This window comes from Paenibacillus sp. J22P165 (genome assembly GCF_059692015.1).
In genome coordinates, this window is sequence record NZ_JCAUAP010000001.1 from 839106 (window position 1) to 855262 (window position 16157).

A 16157-nucleotide genomic window follows, 5' to 3' on the forward strand; every position below is an offset into this window, starting at 1 on the left:
TCGATTCTCCATAGGAGGAAGGCAGATTTTTTGTTTTCAACTTGTAGCGCGTTGGATTATCAAGCCCGCACCATCTCCCGACATTAGCAATAGTCTACTCTATATGGAGTTTGGGAGTGTGAACATGGATGAGAATAAATCGAAAACTTAAGTTAACATCGAAAGCTAGCTTGTCTGCAACAAGACCTATCAAACAACGGGTGTACGCCATACGAAAAGTTGCTAAAATAATGCTGCCATTTTATCGTAAGCTTGCGAGCAACCTTACTTTTTCCATACAGTGGGCAACAGCTGTGCGGAAAACGGATATTGCCCGGATGAATAAGCTGCTGCGTTCGGTCATCGGGGCAGAACCACTATCGGCCCTAGGATCCAATGGTGTAGGGTGGTTCGTTGATTTTCCGCTGCCGAAGCCGCTTCTGGTGATCACCAATGGAACCACGATTCGTCCAGGGCAAGTGCAGTTCACATTCAGCTCCACGATAAATCGCGCTATCGCAAAAGCTGTTATTCCTTTGTATAAGGAAATTAGTTGTAATCCCTATTACGCGGCGCTTATCGTGAAAGCGATTAATACGCAGAATAAGGTATTATTGAATCGGTTGGTACGGAGCACAGTAACAAGTCGGAGGTTAGTCTCGGTTGACATTGATTTCTCCGGCTTCTTTCTCGGTTTCAAATATCCAGAGAGTAAGTATGTGTATTTGAATGAAGTTTTTAGGGAGTATGTCATGTGACTTCGCCGTCACGTGCTGTGAAGAAGGATGCGGTATAAATTTCTAAGCGTGACACTAATCAATTGGGCCTATTTCGTAGTATAATGTTCCTATTGATTATTGGAGGCACATACATGACATTAATTAAACATTTTCAAGCACCAGATGAATTTACGGGCTTTTACTTAATTAAAGAATTGGAAATTAAACAGACGAATACAACACCTGCCAAAGATTTCATGGATATTGTACTCTGCGATGCGAGTGGACAGGTATCTGCGAAGATGTGGGACGTAAGTAGCGCGGATAAAGAGACATTCTTTCCGATGACGTTAGTGAAGGTGCAGGGACTTGTTCAATTGTACCGCGAACGCTTGCAAGTGAAGATTGGCAAGATTCGCAAAGCACTGCCGGAAGATGGCGTGCAAATCACTGATTTTATCCGCTCTGCGCCGATCAGTCCAGCCGACCTCATTCATACGATTAATCATGTATTAGCGAGTATTACGAACCCAACGATTCAGTCCATCGTCTCGTTCTGTGTTGCGAAGGTACAAGATAAACTGGATCATTATCCAGCGGCCAAAACGCATCACCATGCGTATTTCGCAGGACTTGCTTATCATATCGTGCGGATGCTGGAGCTCGGTGAGTTTATTTGCAAACAGCGTCCATTTCTTAATGCTGACCTGATCAAAGCGGGCATAATCCTTCATGATATCGCGAAGCCAGAGGAAATGATCGCACAGCTCGGCATCGTTTCGGACTATAGCGTGCAAGGTAAGCTATTGGGTCACATCTCCATGGCCTCCAATTGGATTACAGAGGCTGCTTTGCACCATGGGGTTGATCTTCAATCGGATCTCGTCATTGGATTGCAGCATATTGTATTGTCCCACCACAACTTGCCAGAGTGGGGAAGTCCTGTTCTGCCACAGCTTCCGGAAGCGGTCGCACTTCATTATATCGACTCGATGGATGCGAAGCTGCAAATGGTCGAAGACACGCTGCTTGTCACTCCGGAGTCCGATGCATGGACACCGATGATCCGCGGGTTAGAAAACAAAGCGATGTATCGTTTGAAGCTGTAGTAGTGGGAAGCTGTTTCCGAGTGGAGTTATCTACTTGGAAGCAGCTTTTTGTGTTTGGAGGAGGTAGGTGATGCTCAAAGCACCTATCACCGAAGCCTAACCCGAACTTGTCCTCGCGAGTGAATCGCAACTCCCAACAGGTCCAAGCCTTCCCGCACCCCAAGCCTACCACAATTCTCATATTCAGCAGCATTATACTCGAGCTATCTCACCTCACCAACTAACCTATTCCCAGCAACAACACTTCAACCCACAAGCTCCTTTATAGTAGCCGATATTCTCTCTCTTTCTTCTTCGACTAAACGTTACGAGGTCGTCAGGGGGGACTTTTCGGCTAATTGGCATAGACAACCTCAGGCATCTAATCACCTTCCGATAGTCCCGATCAAAGCTCCAAACCAGTCCCCTGCTTGAATCGCTTAATGACCATTTGGGTATTCACCCGCACAACCCCATTTAGTTTGTAAAGGTTCTTATAGAGGAATTCCTCCAGCGCAGCTTCATCCTTCAACAAAGCATGCATATGCAAGGAGCTCGTTCCGGTCATTTGGTAGATGGACACCACGTTCGGATCAGCTGAAAGTGTGTTCCCCACTTCCTCGGCATAGCGCGGCTCCACTTCGACCTCGAAAAAGGCGCTAACGACCTTCCCTAGCTTCGTCGCATTCAAGCGTATCGTGAAATTCTCGATGATTTCATTGTCGATCAGGTTTTCAACACGTTTTTGAATCGCGACACGCGATAGATTCAAAATCTCACCGATTTTCGCATAGGACATTCTACTGTTCTCGTGCAGCAACTTAATAATTTCTTGATCGACAGGGTCTAGATCATGCAAATCTAACATAAACCTCACTCCTCATCCAAATCTGAAAATATATACAATTGCTCGGTATTCCTTGCTCTTTTTAAAATATGTCGCTAAAAACATCAAAAATACAACGAATGTTAATTAATTATCACGATATTTTTGAAAAAACGAAACTATTATTGTGATGTGCATTTACATATGGTGTTGACCATACTCGTAAGTGTACATATAATCATGTTAATTAATATAACATAAATTAACAACCATGAATTAAATGTTATAAAATATAACATAAGGAGCTGTCATATGTCCAAAAAACTCATCTACAACGGAACTGTCCTGACGATGAATGCTACGAACGAAATGTTCAAACCAGGGTATGTGTACATGGAACATGATGTGATTTGTGAAGTTGGCGAATGGAAGTCAGATGGCAGCTTAGATCATCTTCTCCAAGAGGCTTCCTATCGGTACAACGCTGAAGGAAAAGTAGTGATCCCCGGCATAGTGAATGGCCATACACATCTGTTCCAAACATTTATGCGTGGCGTATCGGACCATTCTCCCTTAGCCCAATGGCTGAAAGAGATTATATGGCCGATGAGTCTCGCGATGGAGCCGGAGGATTTCTATCTGGCTGCATTGATCGGGTGTATTGAAAATCTGAAATCAGGGGCTACGTATATGATGGATCATCACTATATCCACACATACCCTGAGAATGATGCCAGCGTGCTGAGGGCAATGGTCGATTCGGGAATTCGTGGACATTTGGCACGAGGAGGGTCCGACCTAGCAGGTGAAGTTCGTTTGCGAGAGACTAGTGAGCAGATATTCAATGCTACAGATGCATTGCTCGATCAGTGGGAAGGTGCAGCGAACGGTCGTATCCGAATAGCGTTAGGACCACTGAACTTATACGGATGTTCCCGCGAATACCTCGAACAAGCAGCCATGTTCAGCCGAGATCGCAAGCTCATTTCTCATGTACATGTCGCAGAAACGAGTGAACAAATCGATACGACGATGGCGCGATATGGTCTTAGGAATTTGGAGCTACTTAATGAAGTAGGCTTACTCGGCGATCAGACGCAGGTTGTCCATGGTGTTTGGCTAGATGACGGGGAGCTCGAGCTCATTAAAGATAAACAAGCATCCGTGATCCATTGTCCCGTTTCTAATATGTATCTAGCTTCCGGCGTTGCTCGGGTACCTGAGATGTTGCGAATGGGCATCAATGTAGCCCTAGGAACAGATGGACCTGGCAGCAACAACTGCCAAGATAATCTCGAAGTGTTGAAGTTTACTGCGTGCTTGCACAAAGTGAATGAGCTGGATGCCACATTGCTTCCCCCAATGGATGTGCTGCGAATGGCAACGGTGAATGGTGCCAAGGCAGTAGGCCGAAGCCAAGATCTAGGCAGCCTAGAGCCGGGTAAGAAAGCAGATCTAGTCACAGTAGATATGATGAAAGCCCATATCAGCCCCGTACATCGCGCATCTTCGGCACTTGTCTATAACGCCAACGGCAATGACGTCGATTTGGTGATGGTAGGCGGGCAAGTCGTTGTGGAACATGGGAAGAGCACATGGATCGATGAGCAGGAAATTTTAAAAAGAGCACAAGCCAGAGTAGATGTACTTCGCAACAAGTTGGCGGGACAATATCCTATTTTTGCAAATCACACGTAGGTCCAATAAGAGGAGGATGATTTCTATGGCATTACAACGACTACACGATCCCGTTCTTGAAAATGATTGGCATGCGGTATTCCTTGCGTCCGAACTGAAGGATCAGCCTGTGGGTGTCATTATTTTAGGAGAAAGAGTAGCGCTTTACCGCTCCAGTAGCGGCGTTCACGCCATGCAAGATCTATGCGTACATCGCGGTGCTATGTTATCCAAAGGCTGGGTCAAGGATGATGTGCTGGTTTGTCCGTATCATGGCTGGCAGTACGACTCCTCTGGACAATGTGTGTGTATTCCTGCACAGCCTAAAGGGGAGAAAATTCCACTCCGGGCGAAAGCTGTTACGTATGCATGTGAAGAGAAATATGGCTTCATCTGGGTATGTATTGGTGAACCAGCAGCTCCGATTCCACATTTTGAGGAGTTTGCGAATCTCGAGTATCACCCACTTCCTTGTGGGCCGTATAAGGTTGCCGCAGCGGGAACGCGTGTGATTGAAAATTTCACAGACTTCGCTCACCTCATGTTCGTGCATCAGGATTTACTAGGTCACCCAGACTATGCCGAGCTTCCGGATTTCCAGGTTGTGAAGGAAGAGGATCGCATCTATATCGACAATATTCCAATTTTCCAGCCTGTTGCGCATTCTGGTTCCGATAAAAGCGCAGGCACCACGTATGTCTATAGGAAGGAAGTGTATCGGCCGTTGTCTGCTAGGTTATCGAAGGCGGATCCAAGTAATGGTCAAACGTTATGGATTATGCTCACTGTACTGCCAGTAGCTGCGGAAGAATGCGTCGTCTTCATGATGGTTTCTCGTAATTATGCGTACGACGTAGATGATGCAAATTTCATTAAATTCCAAGATATCGTGTTTGAACAGGATGCCAGAGTCATTGAGACGCAGAAGCCTGAACTGCTGCCTCTAGACCTTCAAGTCGAGCTGAATCATAAAGTAGATCGCTTCTCGATTGCTTATCGCCGTTGGTTGAAAGAATTAGGTGTAGTGGTTGGGACGATTTAGTTTTTTTCGGCTTAATGTTCGGGTTTGAATGGAATTATTCACTTTTCGAATATCATACAGTTGGAAAAGTGATAAAAAGGCGTACTTTTATTGTAAAAAATACAAAACGTCAGTCTATTCGTTGACGGAGACAAGCCGTGAAACGTATATTTGACTCAAGGTTAGCACGATGTAGACAGATAGAAAACCAAATATGGAGGGGAAGTTAACCATGAAACGATTTCAACGTACTCTTGCACTTGCAACAAAACGCCGAGGAGCTGTATCCCTTAGTTTAGTGATGATTTCTAGTTTGTTAGCCGCATGTGGAAGTTCAAGTACTCCCGTTTCCTCGTCAGCACCAACAGTAGCACCAACTACGGCGGCGGCGGTTTCTCCTGCAGCATCGGCGGCGCCAACTGCCAAACCGATTGTTCCAGCAACCGTGGTATTGAACTGGTTCGCGGAACCTGAGCATGGTGGGAATTTCGCAGCACTAGCGAAAGGTTATTACAAGGATGCAGGTTTCGATATGACCTTGATGCCTGGTGGTCCGTCCGTATCCTCAACTCAGATCGTTGCTTCCGGTAAGGCCCAATTCGGGATGGCGAATGGTGATGACATTTTGGTAGCCAGACAAGAAGGCATACCTGTCGTAGCGATTGCAACCTCGATGCAGAAGAGTCCACAAGCCCTGTTTTATCATAAAGATTCCGGTGTGAAAGATTTCGGGGATTTAAATACGCATAAGGTGTATGTAGCATCAACAGCGAGCTTCTGGCAATTTATCAAAAACAAATACAAATTAACTAACGCTCAAGAAATGAAATATACAGGACAATTAGTAAACTTTGTGAGTGACAAAACGGCACTAACGCAAGGCTATGTGACCTCAGAGCCATTTACGATGGATCAACAAAAAGTGGATTACGGAACGCTGCTTGTAGCGGATTCTGGTTATAAAATCTATGCTGGCGTGTACTTCACAACGGAGAAAATGATTGCAGAGCATCCTGATCAAGTTAAAGCTTTCGTTGAAGCGACGGTGAAGGGCTGGGATTACTACAAAGATCATTCCGATGAGATCAACCCAAGCATTCAAACGAAGAACCCAGATATGGGCATCGACATGATGAAATACAGCGCAGCGAAAGAAATGGATTTTGTATTCGGTGGGGATGCAGCGACCAAAGGCACAGGCATCATGACCAAAGAGAGATGGGAAGAAGTGCAGAAGCAATTAGTTGAAGTAGGCGTACTGAAGACTGCTGAGAATATTGATAAAGTGTTTACGACACAATTCTTACCTAAGAAATAAACAACCTTCAGGAGGTGGCGGCATTGGTTTCTAACAACATCGATCTATGTAATGTCCGATTGCCATTAGTAGATGAAAGGGAATTATATCTTCTCTCGATTCGCGATGGAAGTTGGACGCATATTCGGAAACAAGAAGCAGATGCCGCTGCTTCCATTTCAACCATACTCGAAGAATGGAATCCTGATCAACAGGTAGCAACGTCCGGCATCACACGACTGGATCTTCAGGGTAAAATCTTACTGCCAGGCTTTGTAGATTCGCATATGCATCTCGACAAAGCGTTCTCGTTAACAACCGTTGAGAATATCAGCGGTACGCTGGAAGAGGCTGTTCGTAACTACTCAGCGGCATCGCCTACGTTCTCGAAAGACGAGATCAAAGCCAGAATGATGCGATCTGCGCTACAAGCTCTGTCTTTTGGAACCACGCATATTCGCACGCATCTGGATTTCAATCTTCGATTTTCACGTGACATCGCTTTACGCACAATTGAAGCAGCACTGGAAGCCAAAGCAGCCTTAGCGCCTTACATGACTTTGCAGCTTTTCCCAATGTGTCCCTACAATTTCATTTCTCTGGATAATGAAGCCATTGAGGAAGCCTTACGAATGGGTGTGGATGGCATCGGTGGCGCACCGCATTTATCGTTAACACCGAAGGAAGACATTGATTTTATTTTTAAAATGGCAGAGAAATACGATGTTCTGATTGATCTACACTGTGACGAAACCGATAATCCGCAGATGCGAACTGTGGAATATGTAGCAGAACGCACGAAAGAAACAGGCTACGAGGGCAGAGTGACCGTTGATCACTTGTGTGCATTAGCCTCGATGACTGATGAGGATGCAGGCGGCATCATGGACAAGATGGCAGAGGCCAAACTAAAGGCAGTTTCCTTGCCAGCAGTTAATCTGTACTTGCAAGGAAGACATGATTCATTCCCTGTGAGAAGAGGGGTCACTCGCTTAAAGCAAATTCATGAGAGAGGCATTCCAATCGCAGTTGCATCGGACAATATTCATGATCCTTTCCACCCTTTCGGGCGAGGGGATTTACTTCAAATAGCACTGATCTCCTCCTATGCTGCCCATATGGGCAGACCCGCAGATCTACGCACATTGCTGCGGATGATCACGGAAGCTCCTGCTCATGTTCTTGGACTTACGGATTATGGGATCACTGAGGGTCTTCCAGCCAATTTTGTCATTGTAGATGGTCATTCAGTTGAAGAAATATTTACCATGCTTCCTGATCGCAGATGGGTGTACAGCCAAGGACGCTTCGTCAGATCACCTGGCACGAAAGCAGTGTGGAACAACAATGCCTTAGCGCAGTTCTGGCAAAAGGCAAGTGAAGCTGTATCGTTCCAAAAGCCCGAATTCGCGAAAGGGTGAACCGTTAAGATGGCTAATCTGTTGGTCATTTATTACAGCGCTTTTGGTCACGTATATCAGATGGCGCAAGCCGTTGCAGATGGTGCCAGCCAATCTGGTGCGCATCCTGTACGAATTGTGCGTATACCGGAAATGGCTGCAGATGTGAATCGTGTGATCCAATCTGATCAAGACAGACGCCCTGCCATGCAAGAGAAAACATCTAACTCGACTACGTTATCTAAGCAATTTCGTTTAACGGATCGTTATTCGAAGTATGAAGCTACACTAGCGTTGCAAAAAGAAATTCCAATCGCAACAAATGATGATCTGCGCTGGGCTGATGGCATCCTCTGGGGGTTCCCGACGTATTACGGCTCAATGCCGGCGCAAGTTAAATTGTTCCTTGAGATGGCTGGAGATCTTTGCATCGAGGGTGCCCTTGAGGGCAAACCGACCGGCATATTTAATAGTACAGCATCCATCCATACGGGGCATGAAGCAGCGATATTAACCGCAATGGTACCTTTATTTCATTTCGGTATGATCTTTGTAGGGTTGCCGTATTCGGAGAATCCGGAGTATTTAACCGCCGATGCGATTGGCTGCTCGCCTTATGGGGCATCCACTTTAGCGGGACCGGACAGTTCCCTTTTGCCAGATCCTAGGGAGTTGCTGATGGCAGCGCGATTAGGTGAGCGAGTAGCGGACATTGCGGCGGCTATCAAGCAGTTTCAAATCAAGAAGAGCTAGGGCGCGTAACCCTATAAATTCGAAAGTAGAAAGAACCCCTCTAGAAAGAGTTTGGTTCTTTTTTCACAAATAGATGATCCATCTTACAGGAGGTGCTTCTCGGCATGACATTCAATCGCTATCAAGGGAAAGCCTGGGATCAGTGCTTCTTCCCGAGCCTTAGTAAACTTCAAGTAGCTGAGATTCCCAAGGAAAATGCTTTAATCGTGCTGCCAGTCGGGGCTGTTGAGCAACACGGTCCACATATGCCGGTGTTTACCGACACATTAATCTCGGAAGTACTGTTGACAGAAGCTTTCGAGCAGCTTCCTGACGATGCGAATATATGGCTGCTTCCAGCGATTCCCTACGGGAAGAGCACGGAGCATCTAGGTCATGCAGGTACGATCACCTTATCGGCAACAACGTTAATGGCTGTCGTGATGGATATTGCCAAAAGCCTTCGGCGTAGCGGCTTTCAGAAGCTCGTTCTCGTTAACTCGCATGGCGGGAATACCGATCTGTTGAACATGATGGGGAGGGAAATTCGCATCGAAACAGGTTTAGCTGTGTTTCGCTTAGATCCCGGTGGGCTCGGCGGCGCAGATGAATGGATAACACCGTTAGAGAAACAGGCCGGCATTCATGCAGGTGATATGGAGACATCCATCGTCATGGCGGCGATGCCGCATTGGGTGGACATGGATGTAGCGCCAACGGAGTATCCGAGTTACCCCGAATCTCGATATCTGGCACTACGGAATCGTGCCTTCGCTTGGGTGATGGATGATCTTTCTCATACCGGCGTTTCTGGAGATGCAACAGCGGCAACAATGGCCAAAGGCAAGGCGATGACGGATAAGTATGGGACTTATATCGCAGAGGCACTGCTTGAATTTCAAGCTTTCGATATGCAATCGCTCAAAATTAGCAAGTAGATCGGGTAAGCCAAACAAACACGTATAGGAGATGACACACATGTCGAAAAATTCTTCTCTAATTGATACAGCTAGCCGACAAACCGCAGGTTCTACTTTCGTGAGTATGACGAATCTTTCTAAGACTTATCCGAACGGAACGATTGCCTTGCAGGATGTCAATCTGACTATTCAAGAAGGTGAGTTTTTATGCTTTGTAGGTCCATCGGGATGCGGGAAATCGACGATTTTTAAAATCATCACAGGCTTATCCAAACCGAGCAAAGGCTCGTTGGATGTCTTTGGAACAACACCGAAGGAAGCGCGCAAGCAAAGTGACATCGCTTTTGTGTTTCAAGATCATACGCTCTTACCCTGGTCGACGGTTGAAGCGAATGTGAAGCTCCCGCTAGAATTGCGCGGAGTGGATAAGAAGACCCAACAACAAGAAGCGGAGCGAGTGCTTGAGCTTGTTGGCTTGAAGGATTACATGAAAGTGCTGCCTAGGCAGCTTTCAGGTGGTATGAAAATGCGCGTATCTATCGCGCGAGCGCTCATTTCGAGGCCGAAGCTGCTGCTGATGGATGAGCCGTTCGGTGCATTGGACGAAATTACGCGTCAAACGTTGCAAATGGAGCTGCTTAATATTTGGCAGCAGGATAAATCGATGACCGTGTTGTTCGTCACACATAATGTGTTCGAATCGGTGTTCTTATCGACAAGTGTGGTTGTTATGACACCAAGGCCAGGTAAAATCTCAGCACGTATTGATATACCTGTTCCATTTCCAAGAGATGAATCGTACCGAACAACAAATCAATTCAGCGATTTAGTGCGCATTGTGAATGACGCTTTGGACCATTAAGACGAGAGGTGATGACAGCATGTCCACGGAAGCGGAAGTTACCTGGGTTCATGAGATTGAAGAGCAGCTAGGGAAAGAAATCGTAGCCATCGATCAAGAAACAAGAGATAAGCTTTCTAAAGACTATTACTGGTATTCACCAGTCCTTAATCGTCAGCTGCAGGGGATCGCATCCGCTGATGTTGTAGTGTTACCCCGTAATGAAGATGAGGTATCCGATGCGTTGGCTTTTGGATATCGCCATGGCATTCCGGTAACGGTACGCGGTGCTGGGACTGGCAACTACGGTCAGGCCGTTCCATTACAGAAAGGGATCGTTCTGGATCTTAGCCGCATGGATGAAATCCTTGAGATTGGACTGGGTTTTGCCCGCCTGCAATGCGGAGTTCGTCTAGGTGTGATTGATAAGAAAGCACGTGAAGTTGGGCAAGAAATTCGCATCTACCCTAGTACGTATGTGAAAGCGACGGTTGGAGGCTTCGTGAGCGGTGGTTCTGGTGGTATTGGTTCAATCATGCATGGCAATCTGTGGGATGGCAACGTACACGAGGCTGTGATCTATACAATGGAAGAAACGCCACAGCGCCTCGTTGTTACAGGTTCTGAATTGTTTACCTATATTCACAATTACGGGACTACGGGCATTTTGACCGAGGTTACGATTCCACTTTCACCGCGGACGGAATGGACACAAGCCATTGCCCAATTCCCAACATTTGAGCAGGCGATGCAGTTTGGTGAGGCTCTCGCTCGTGAAGAAGCGATTCCTAAACGTCTCATCGCACCGATGGAGTGGCCGATTCCTTCGTATTTTATACCTTTTAGCAAAGTGATTATCCCAGAAATGGCTGCTGTTATGTTGGAATTTGCTGAAGAAACACTAGGGTCAGTAGATGTACTTGCGAAGCAATTTGGCGGGCATATCGGTCATGTGATCGAGGCGAAAAACTACCGTAAAACCATAGGAGTATCCGACTTTACTTGGAACCACACGACGTTGTGGGCAATGAAAACAGACGCATCGATGACGTATCTGCAAGCGGGATTTAAGACGGATAGCTACTTGGAGCAGATCAGACAGATCAAATCCGAGTTCGGTGATGAAGTGTATCTGCATGTCGAATGGGTGCGTAGTGGCGGGGCTGTGACGCCATCGGCACTCCCTGTAGTCAGGTTTACAACGGAAGAACGTTTATATGAAATTATCGACTACTTCGAATCTGTTGGTGTCAAAATATTCGATCCACATACCTGGGTGCTCGACCAAGGTGGTCGTGGCGAAGTAGGCAGTATGGAACGCAAGAAACGGGAGAATGATCCGAAGGGACTTCTCAATCCTGGCAAAATCATTTGTAAGTCATAAAGAAGGGGGGATATGTGCAATGGCTGTCGATTCGAAGTACCTACAAATATTACCTGATGAAATATTTCCCGCTCGTGAGCGTGCAGCTTGGTTGAGTCGCATGGAGGAGGGGGTGTCGTTAAGTCGCCGTTTGATGATGCTGCTCAAACAGCTACTGCCACCTTTAGTTGCGTTCGTTGTCTTTATTGGCGGATGGGAGCTAATCGCTGCCTTGACGAACGCGCCTGTGTATCTTGTTCCTAAACCTTCGGATATCGTAAAAGCAGCCATTGAGAACAGGAGCGGGCTTTGGGTATCCGTGCGAACGACAACTTTCGAAGCTGTTCTTGGATTTATCCTCAGTATTATCCTGGGTATTGCGGGAGCTATTCTGCTTGCCAGCTCGAAATGGATTGAGAAAAGCGTGTATCCATACGCAATTATCTTACAAACGATTCCCATTGTTGCGATCGCACCATTGATCGTGATCTGGTTCGATGCAGGCATGAATGCGATCGTGATCATTACGTTCTTAATCGGGTTCTTTCCGATGCTGTCCAATACCTTAATCGGACTCAATTCGACGGATCAAAATATGAGCAATTTATTCTATCTCTATAATGCCAATGGCTTTCAAACGATGTGGAAGCTTCGTATTCCGGCCGCACTTCCTTATATTGTGGCTGGCTTGAAAATTTCTTGTACGTTGTCTGTTGTTGGTGCCATTGTCGGGGAATATATTGCAGGTATCGGCGGTGGGCAAGGTGGATTAGGCTATGCCATTACTTATGCCGCTGCGCGCTTAAAAACACCTTACTTATTCGCTTGTGGGTTATCTGCTTCCGCGCTGGGGATTGTTTTCTTCTTGTTGGTGAATGCCTTTGCGAAATGGCTTTTGAGCTCCTGGCACGAGTCAGAAATGAAACGTGATAATTAATCGCACAGCGATAAGTGAGAGGTGATAGATTTGCTTGATATGGTGTATCGTCAAGTGCGATTACTCGGTGATCCCACCTTCCAAGGGCCCATAGACATCGGCGTGGCAAAGGGTAAAATCGTCGCGATGGGTGAAGTCGCCGATCGCGGAGAGCGAGAGGTTGACGGAACGGGGCACTTGCTTTTGCCCCCTTTCGTAGAGTCGCACATTCATTTGGACACCGTATTAACTGCGGGGGAGCCTACTTGGAATGAGAGTGGTACACTGTTCGAAGGGATAGGCCTTTGGCAGAAGCGCAAACAGACACTCACGTATGATGACGTCATGGCGCGTGCAGAGAAGGTGCTTCGGATGCAAATCTCATCGGGTGTCCTTCATGTACGGTCGATGGTGGATATTTCAGATCCAAGTCTAACTGCATTAAGAGCGATACTGGCGCTTCGTGAGCGTGTGAAGCCTTATATGCAACTGCAGGTTATCGCCTTTCCGCAAGATGGGATTCGTGCCTGCCCCGATAACGAACGACGGCTCGAACTTGCCTTGGAGCTAGGTGCAGACGGTATAAGTGCAGTCCCGCATCTGGAGCCTACGCGATCGGAAGGTGAAGCCTCCTTGGACATCTGCTTCCGGATAGCAGAGAAGTACGGATGCTTCGTTCACGTATTCTGTGATGAAACGGATGATCCACACGCCACATTTATAGAAAATGTTGCCCATCTAGCCATTCGTTCGGGTTTAAGAGAACGAGTAACTGCTGCACATGTGAATGCGACAGCTTACTATAGTGAAGCATATTTCCAGAAATTGCTGGGCATCGTGGCCAGTTCAGGGATTCATATCGTATGCTGTCCGCTAATCAATAGTGCTATGCAGGGGCGATTCGACAGTAGTCCCAAAGGTCGGGGTATTGCTCGCATCAAGGAGATGTGGCTGGCTGGTATCAATGTAAGCGTTGCTCATGATGATATTCGGACGCCATTCTATCCCCTAGGTACGGGAAATATGTTGCAAGCGGCTCATATGGCTGCCCATCTAGCCCATATGACAGGGCGTGAGGAACTAGCTGAGCTGGTTCGGATGGTTACCCTACGAGCTGCCCAAACCTTACAATTGAAGGATTACGGCATAGGATTAGGTCTACCTGCTAGTTTCATTATGCTTCCTGGTGAGACGGCAATGGATCTGATTCGGGGGCAACCTTCGTGCCGTAATGTCGTAAGTCAGGGTCAACTTATTACCGAAACCTTGCCAGCCAAAACTTTTTGGTTCACTGACAATTAAGGAACGCTCGCCTGTTACAATGAGGTGGGCGTTTCATTTTGTTTATAGAATGTTTACTTAGTTAAGAAGGAAAGCACATACCCCCGTCGAATTCATTTAATGTAAATAACTTACAGTCATCTAGGGGGAAGGTGAGTACATGCAACAATTGCTTCAAAAGCATCAACTACGATGGAAAACATGGTTAGTTCTCCTTATTGGTCTATTATTTATGGGTAATCATGTTTTCGCGGAGCAGCCTGAAGGAGTGAAAGCGATTCCAAATTGGTCGTTACTTTGGGGTAGTCCCACGGATAAGATCGAGGATATCATCGCTTCTCCACGTGAATGGATGACCATCGAGAGTGAAGCTGAGATGCCGGATAAGCCAGATGAAGTTTCTACAGCCTGGGTTCGTATCCAACTTCCGAAACAGTTGCCCAAGGACTATGGCATGTATATTGATCGTATCTATGCGCAACATTTGTCCGTGTATATTGGAGGCCGGCTCCTAGATGAGGTTAAATTTGATTTTCTGACAGACCAACAACGCAGCTTATTTCCACTGAGTGCAGAAGACGCTGGAGGCATTGTGTATCTTAAGCTTCAGACCTCCATGGAGCGTCTTGGAATTCAATCTGACATTAGAATAGACCATTACTCCACCTTGACGCGAACATTTATTTTCCGTGATTTACAGAATATTATTCTCGGGTTTGCTTTTCTATTTATTGCCGTGATCATGCTCATTTGTTCCTTTTACTTGAAAAAAATAGGGCGGGCTACATGGATTTCTCTAAGTTTAATCATTCTAACCTTAGGCACAATTTTTCTTACCTATTCGCCATTTCTCTATGCTAATTTTACCCGCTTTGGGGTCGTATTCTTGGATATTTTCGATATTTCACTGGCCGTCTTACTGCCAGCGTTAACGTACTTTTTTGAGAAAATTTTCGACAATGGCCGCTTCAAATGGGTTCGATGGTTTCGTAAATTTCAAATTATGTATTCAACGTTCTGTGTTGTATTAATCTTATTTAATCAACTCAATGATTATCAATTTGTTGACGCTTATCATTTGTTCACGGTTACCCTGTTAGGTGCGATTATGATCATCCAATTTATTACGATTATAGGACTTTCTATCTTTTTTGTCATAAGGGGTAATAGAGAGGCTGTCATTTTCTCTTCTGGTTTCGCTATTTTCGCACTCATGGGGATGTTTGATCTCATTCTCTACTATGCGAATAATCAAAAGTATCAGTTTTTCCTTTGGAAATTTGGGGTAGTTGGATTCATTATTGCGCTTATCGTCATTCTGGGTAGGAGATTCGCGATTAATCAGGAGCAGATGTCCAACTATTCGAAAGAGCTTGAATTCTACAATCATCAGCTGCAGCTTTCGGAGAAAATGGAAATGATTAGCTCATTAGCGGCATCTGTCGCACACGAGGTGAGAAATCCGCTTCAAGTTACGCGTGGATTCCTGCAGCTTGTGGCAGCTAGAACAGACGACAAGAACAAGGAATATATGACCATCGCGATCGAAGAATTGGATCGGGCTTCTGTGATCATTACTGATTTTCTGACCTTTGCGAAGCCGCAATTGGATGAGATCGTGGAATTGAATGTGAGTAAGGAAATTAGCCAAATTGAAGGAATCATCGTTCCTTTAGCGACATTGAATGGTGGAAGAATCACCGTCAGCGTACCAGCAGATTTGCACATATATGGGAATTCTTCAAAGCTGAAGCAAATCTTGATCAATATTATTAAGAATAGTATCGAAGCTTTCCAAGTAGATGGTCAAATTAATATTTGGGCCTATAAGAAAAATGAGGAAGTCTTTATCCATATCAAGGATAATGGTGAGGGGATCGAGCCGATACAGCTGGCAAAGCTAGGGGAGCCCTATTACTCAACAAAAACGAAGGGGACAGGCTTAGGCTTAATGGTCACCTTTAGGCTTATCGAGATTATGAAAGGCCATATTGAGTTTAAAAGTCAAAAATATGCAGGCACAGAGGTCATCATGCGTTTCCCCTATGTGATTGTGAATTGAAAAAAAAGGTGTTCCGCTTACGAAGCGGGACACCT

Annotated in this window: 14 protein-coding genes; 13 read left to right on the forward strand and 1 reads right to left on the reverse strand. The window is 46.0% G+C overall.

The features are described 5' to 3' along the window. Window positions 1-128 precede the first annotated feature (128 nt). Together AC58QM_RS03590 and AC58QM_RS03595 are read left to right on the forward strand one after the other, a co-directional pair. On the forward strand, window positions 129-737 hold the full coding sequence (locus tag AC58QM_RS03590) for a hypothetical protein (RefSeq protein ID WP_497281408.1): 609 nt from the start codon (window positions 129-131) through the stop codon (window positions 735-737). Window positions 738-850: 113 nt separating this feature from the next. Continuing rightward, window positions 851-1807: a 3'-5' exoribonuclease YhaM family protein gene (locus AC58QM_RS03595; RefSeq protein WP_497281410.1), complete on the forward strand. Its 957-nt coding sequence runs from the start codon at window positions 851-853 to the stop codon at window positions 1805-1807. 385 nt (window positions 1808-2192) lie between these two features. On the opposite strand, the gene AC58QM_RS03600 is transcribed toward AC58QM_RS03595, so the two are convergent. Next, window positions 2193-2654 (reverse strand): Lrp/AsnC family transcriptional regulator, encoded by a 462-nt coding sequence (locus AC58QM_RS03600; RefSeq protein WP_497281412.1) that lies wholly within the window; start codon window positions 2652-2654, stop codon window positions 2193-2195. A gap of 270 nt (window positions 2655-2924) precedes the next feature. Here AC58QM_RS03600 and AC58QM_RS03605 point away from each other — a divergent pair, with 270 nt between their 5' ends. From AC58QM_RS03605 to AC58QM_RS03655, 11 genes are all read left to right on the forward strand, one after another. Further along, window positions 2925-4310 carry an amidohydrolase family protein gene (locus AC58QM_RS03605; RefSeq protein WP_497281413.1) on the forward strand — a complete coding sequence of 462 codons (1386 nt, stop codon included), beginning with the start codon at window positions 2925-2927 and terminating at the stop codon, window positions 4308-4310. 25 nt (window positions 4311-4335) lie between these two features. After that, window positions 4336-5331 carry an aromatic ring-hydroxylating dioxygenase subunit alpha gene (locus tag AC58QM_RS03610; RefSeq protein WP_497281415.1) on the forward strand — a complete coding sequence of 332 codons (996 nt, stop codon included), beginning with the start codon at window positions 4336-4338 and terminating at the stop codon, window positions 5329-5331. 211 nt (window positions 5332-5542) lie between these two features. Further along, window positions 5543-6628, forward strand: a complete 1086-nt coding sequence (locus AC58QM_RS03615) for an ABC transporter substrate-binding protein (protein WP_497281417.1) — start codon at window positions 5543-5545, stop codon at window positions 6626-6628. A 23-nt stretch (window positions 6629-6651) separates the two neighbouring features. After that, window positions 6652-8028, forward strand: coding sequence for an amidohydrolase family protein (locus AC58QM_RS03620; RefSeq protein WP_497281418.1), 1377 nt, complete (start codon window positions 6652-6654; stop codon window positions 8026-8028). 9 nt (window positions 8029-8037) lie between these two features. Beyond that, entirely contained in the window at window positions 8038-8760 is a 723-nt protein-coding gene (locus AC58QM_RS03625; protein ID WP_497281419.1) for an NAD(P)H-dependent oxidoreductase, read from the forward strand. Window positions 8761-8864: 104 nt separating this feature from the next. Next, window positions 8865-9677 carry a creatininase family protein gene (locus AC58QM_RS03630; RefSeq protein ID WP_497281421.1) on the forward strand — a complete coding sequence of 271 codons (813 nt, stop codon included), beginning with the start codon at window positions 8865-8867 and terminating at the stop codon, window positions 9675-9677. Between the two features lie 40 nt (window positions 9678-9717). Next, on the forward strand, window positions 9718-10521 hold the full coding sequence (locus AC58QM_RS03635) for an ABC transporter ATP-binding protein (RefSeq protein ID WP_497281423.1): 804 nt from the start codon (window positions 9718-9720) through the stop codon (window positions 10519-10521). 19 nt (window positions 10522-10540) lie between these two features. Next, window positions 10541-11884, forward strand: coding sequence for an FAD-binding oxidoreductase (locus AC58QM_RS03640; protein WP_497281424.1), 1344 nt, complete (start codon window positions 10541-10543; stop codon window positions 11882-11884). 133 nt (window positions 11885-12017) lie between these two features. Then, the gene (locus AC58QM_RS03645; RefSeq protein WP_497281590.1) at window positions 12018-12800 is read left to right on the forward strand and encodes an ABC transporter permease; all 783 of its coding nucleotides are present in this window, start codon (window positions 12018-12020) and stop codon (window positions 12798-12800) included. 39 nt (window positions 12801-12839) lie between these two features. After that, entirely contained in the window at window positions 12840-14081 is a 1242-nt protein-coding gene (locus AC58QM_RS03650) for an amidohydrolase family protein (protein ID WP_497281591.1), read from the forward strand. Between the two features lie 139 nt (window positions 14082-14220). Further along, window positions 14221-16122, forward strand: a complete 1902-nt coding sequence (locus AC58QM_RS03655) for an ATP-binding protein (RefSeq protein WP_497281426.1) — start codon at window positions 14221-14223, stop codon at window positions 16120-16122. Window positions 16123-16157: the final 35 nt, after the last annotated feature.

What these genes read in the sequence shown, in the direction of transcription:
- AC58QM_RS03590 (WP_497281408.1), top strand. Translation starts at nt 129, where the DNA reads ATGAGAATAAATCGAAAACTTAAGTTAACATCGAAAGCTAGCTTGTCT.
- AC58QM_RS03595 (WP_497281410.1), top strand. Translation starts at nt 851, where the DNA reads ATGACATTAATTAAACATTTTCAAGCACCAGATGAATTTACGGGCTTT.
- AC58QM_RS03600 (WP_497281412.1), bottom strand. Translation starts at nt 2,654, where the DNA reads ATGTTAGATTTGCATGATCTAGACCCTGTCGATCAAGAAATTATTAAG.
- AC58QM_RS03605 (WP_497281413.1), top strand. Translation starts at nt 2,925, where the DNA reads ATGTCCAAAAAACTCATCTACAACGGAACTGTCCTGACGATGAATGCT.
- AC58QM_RS03610 (WP_497281415.1), top strand. Translation starts at nt 4,336, where the DNA reads ATGGCATTACAACGACTACACGATCCCGTTCTTGAAAATGATTGGCAT.
- AC58QM_RS03615 (WP_497281417.1), top strand. Translation starts at nt 5,543, where the DNA reads ATGAAACGATTTCAACGTACTCTTGCACTTGCAACAAAACGCCGAGGA.
- AC58QM_RS03625 (WP_497281419.1), top strand. Translation starts at nt 8,038, where the DNA reads ATGGCTAATCTGTTGGTCATTTATTACAGCGCTTTTGGTCACGTATAT.
- AC58QM_RS03630 (WP_497281421.1), top strand. Translation starts at nt 8,865, where the DNA reads ATGACATTCAATCGCTATCAAGGGAAAGCCTGGGATCAGTGCTTCTTC.
- AC58QM_RS03635 (WP_497281423.1), top strand. Translation starts at nt 9,718, where the DNA reads ATGTCGAAAAATTCTTCTCTAATTGATACAGCTAGCCGACAAACCGCA.
- AC58QM_RS03640 (WP_497281424.1), top strand. Translation starts at nt 10,541, where the DNA reads ATGTCCACGGAAGCGGAAGTTACCTGGGTTCATGAGATTGAAGAGCAG.
- AC58QM_RS03645 (WP_497281590.1), top strand. Translation starts at nt 12,018, where the DNA reads ATGATGCTGCTCAAACAGCTACTGCCACCTTTAGTTGCGTTCGTTGTC.
- AC58QM_RS03650 (WP_497281591.1), top strand. Translation starts at nt 12,840, where the DNA reads ATGGTGTATCGTCAAGTGCGATTACTCGGTGATCCCACCTTCCAAGGG.
- AC58QM_RS03655 (WP_497281426.1), top strand. Translation starts at nt 14,221, where the DNA reads ATGCAACAATTGCTTCAAAAGCATCAACTACGATGGAAAACATGGTTA.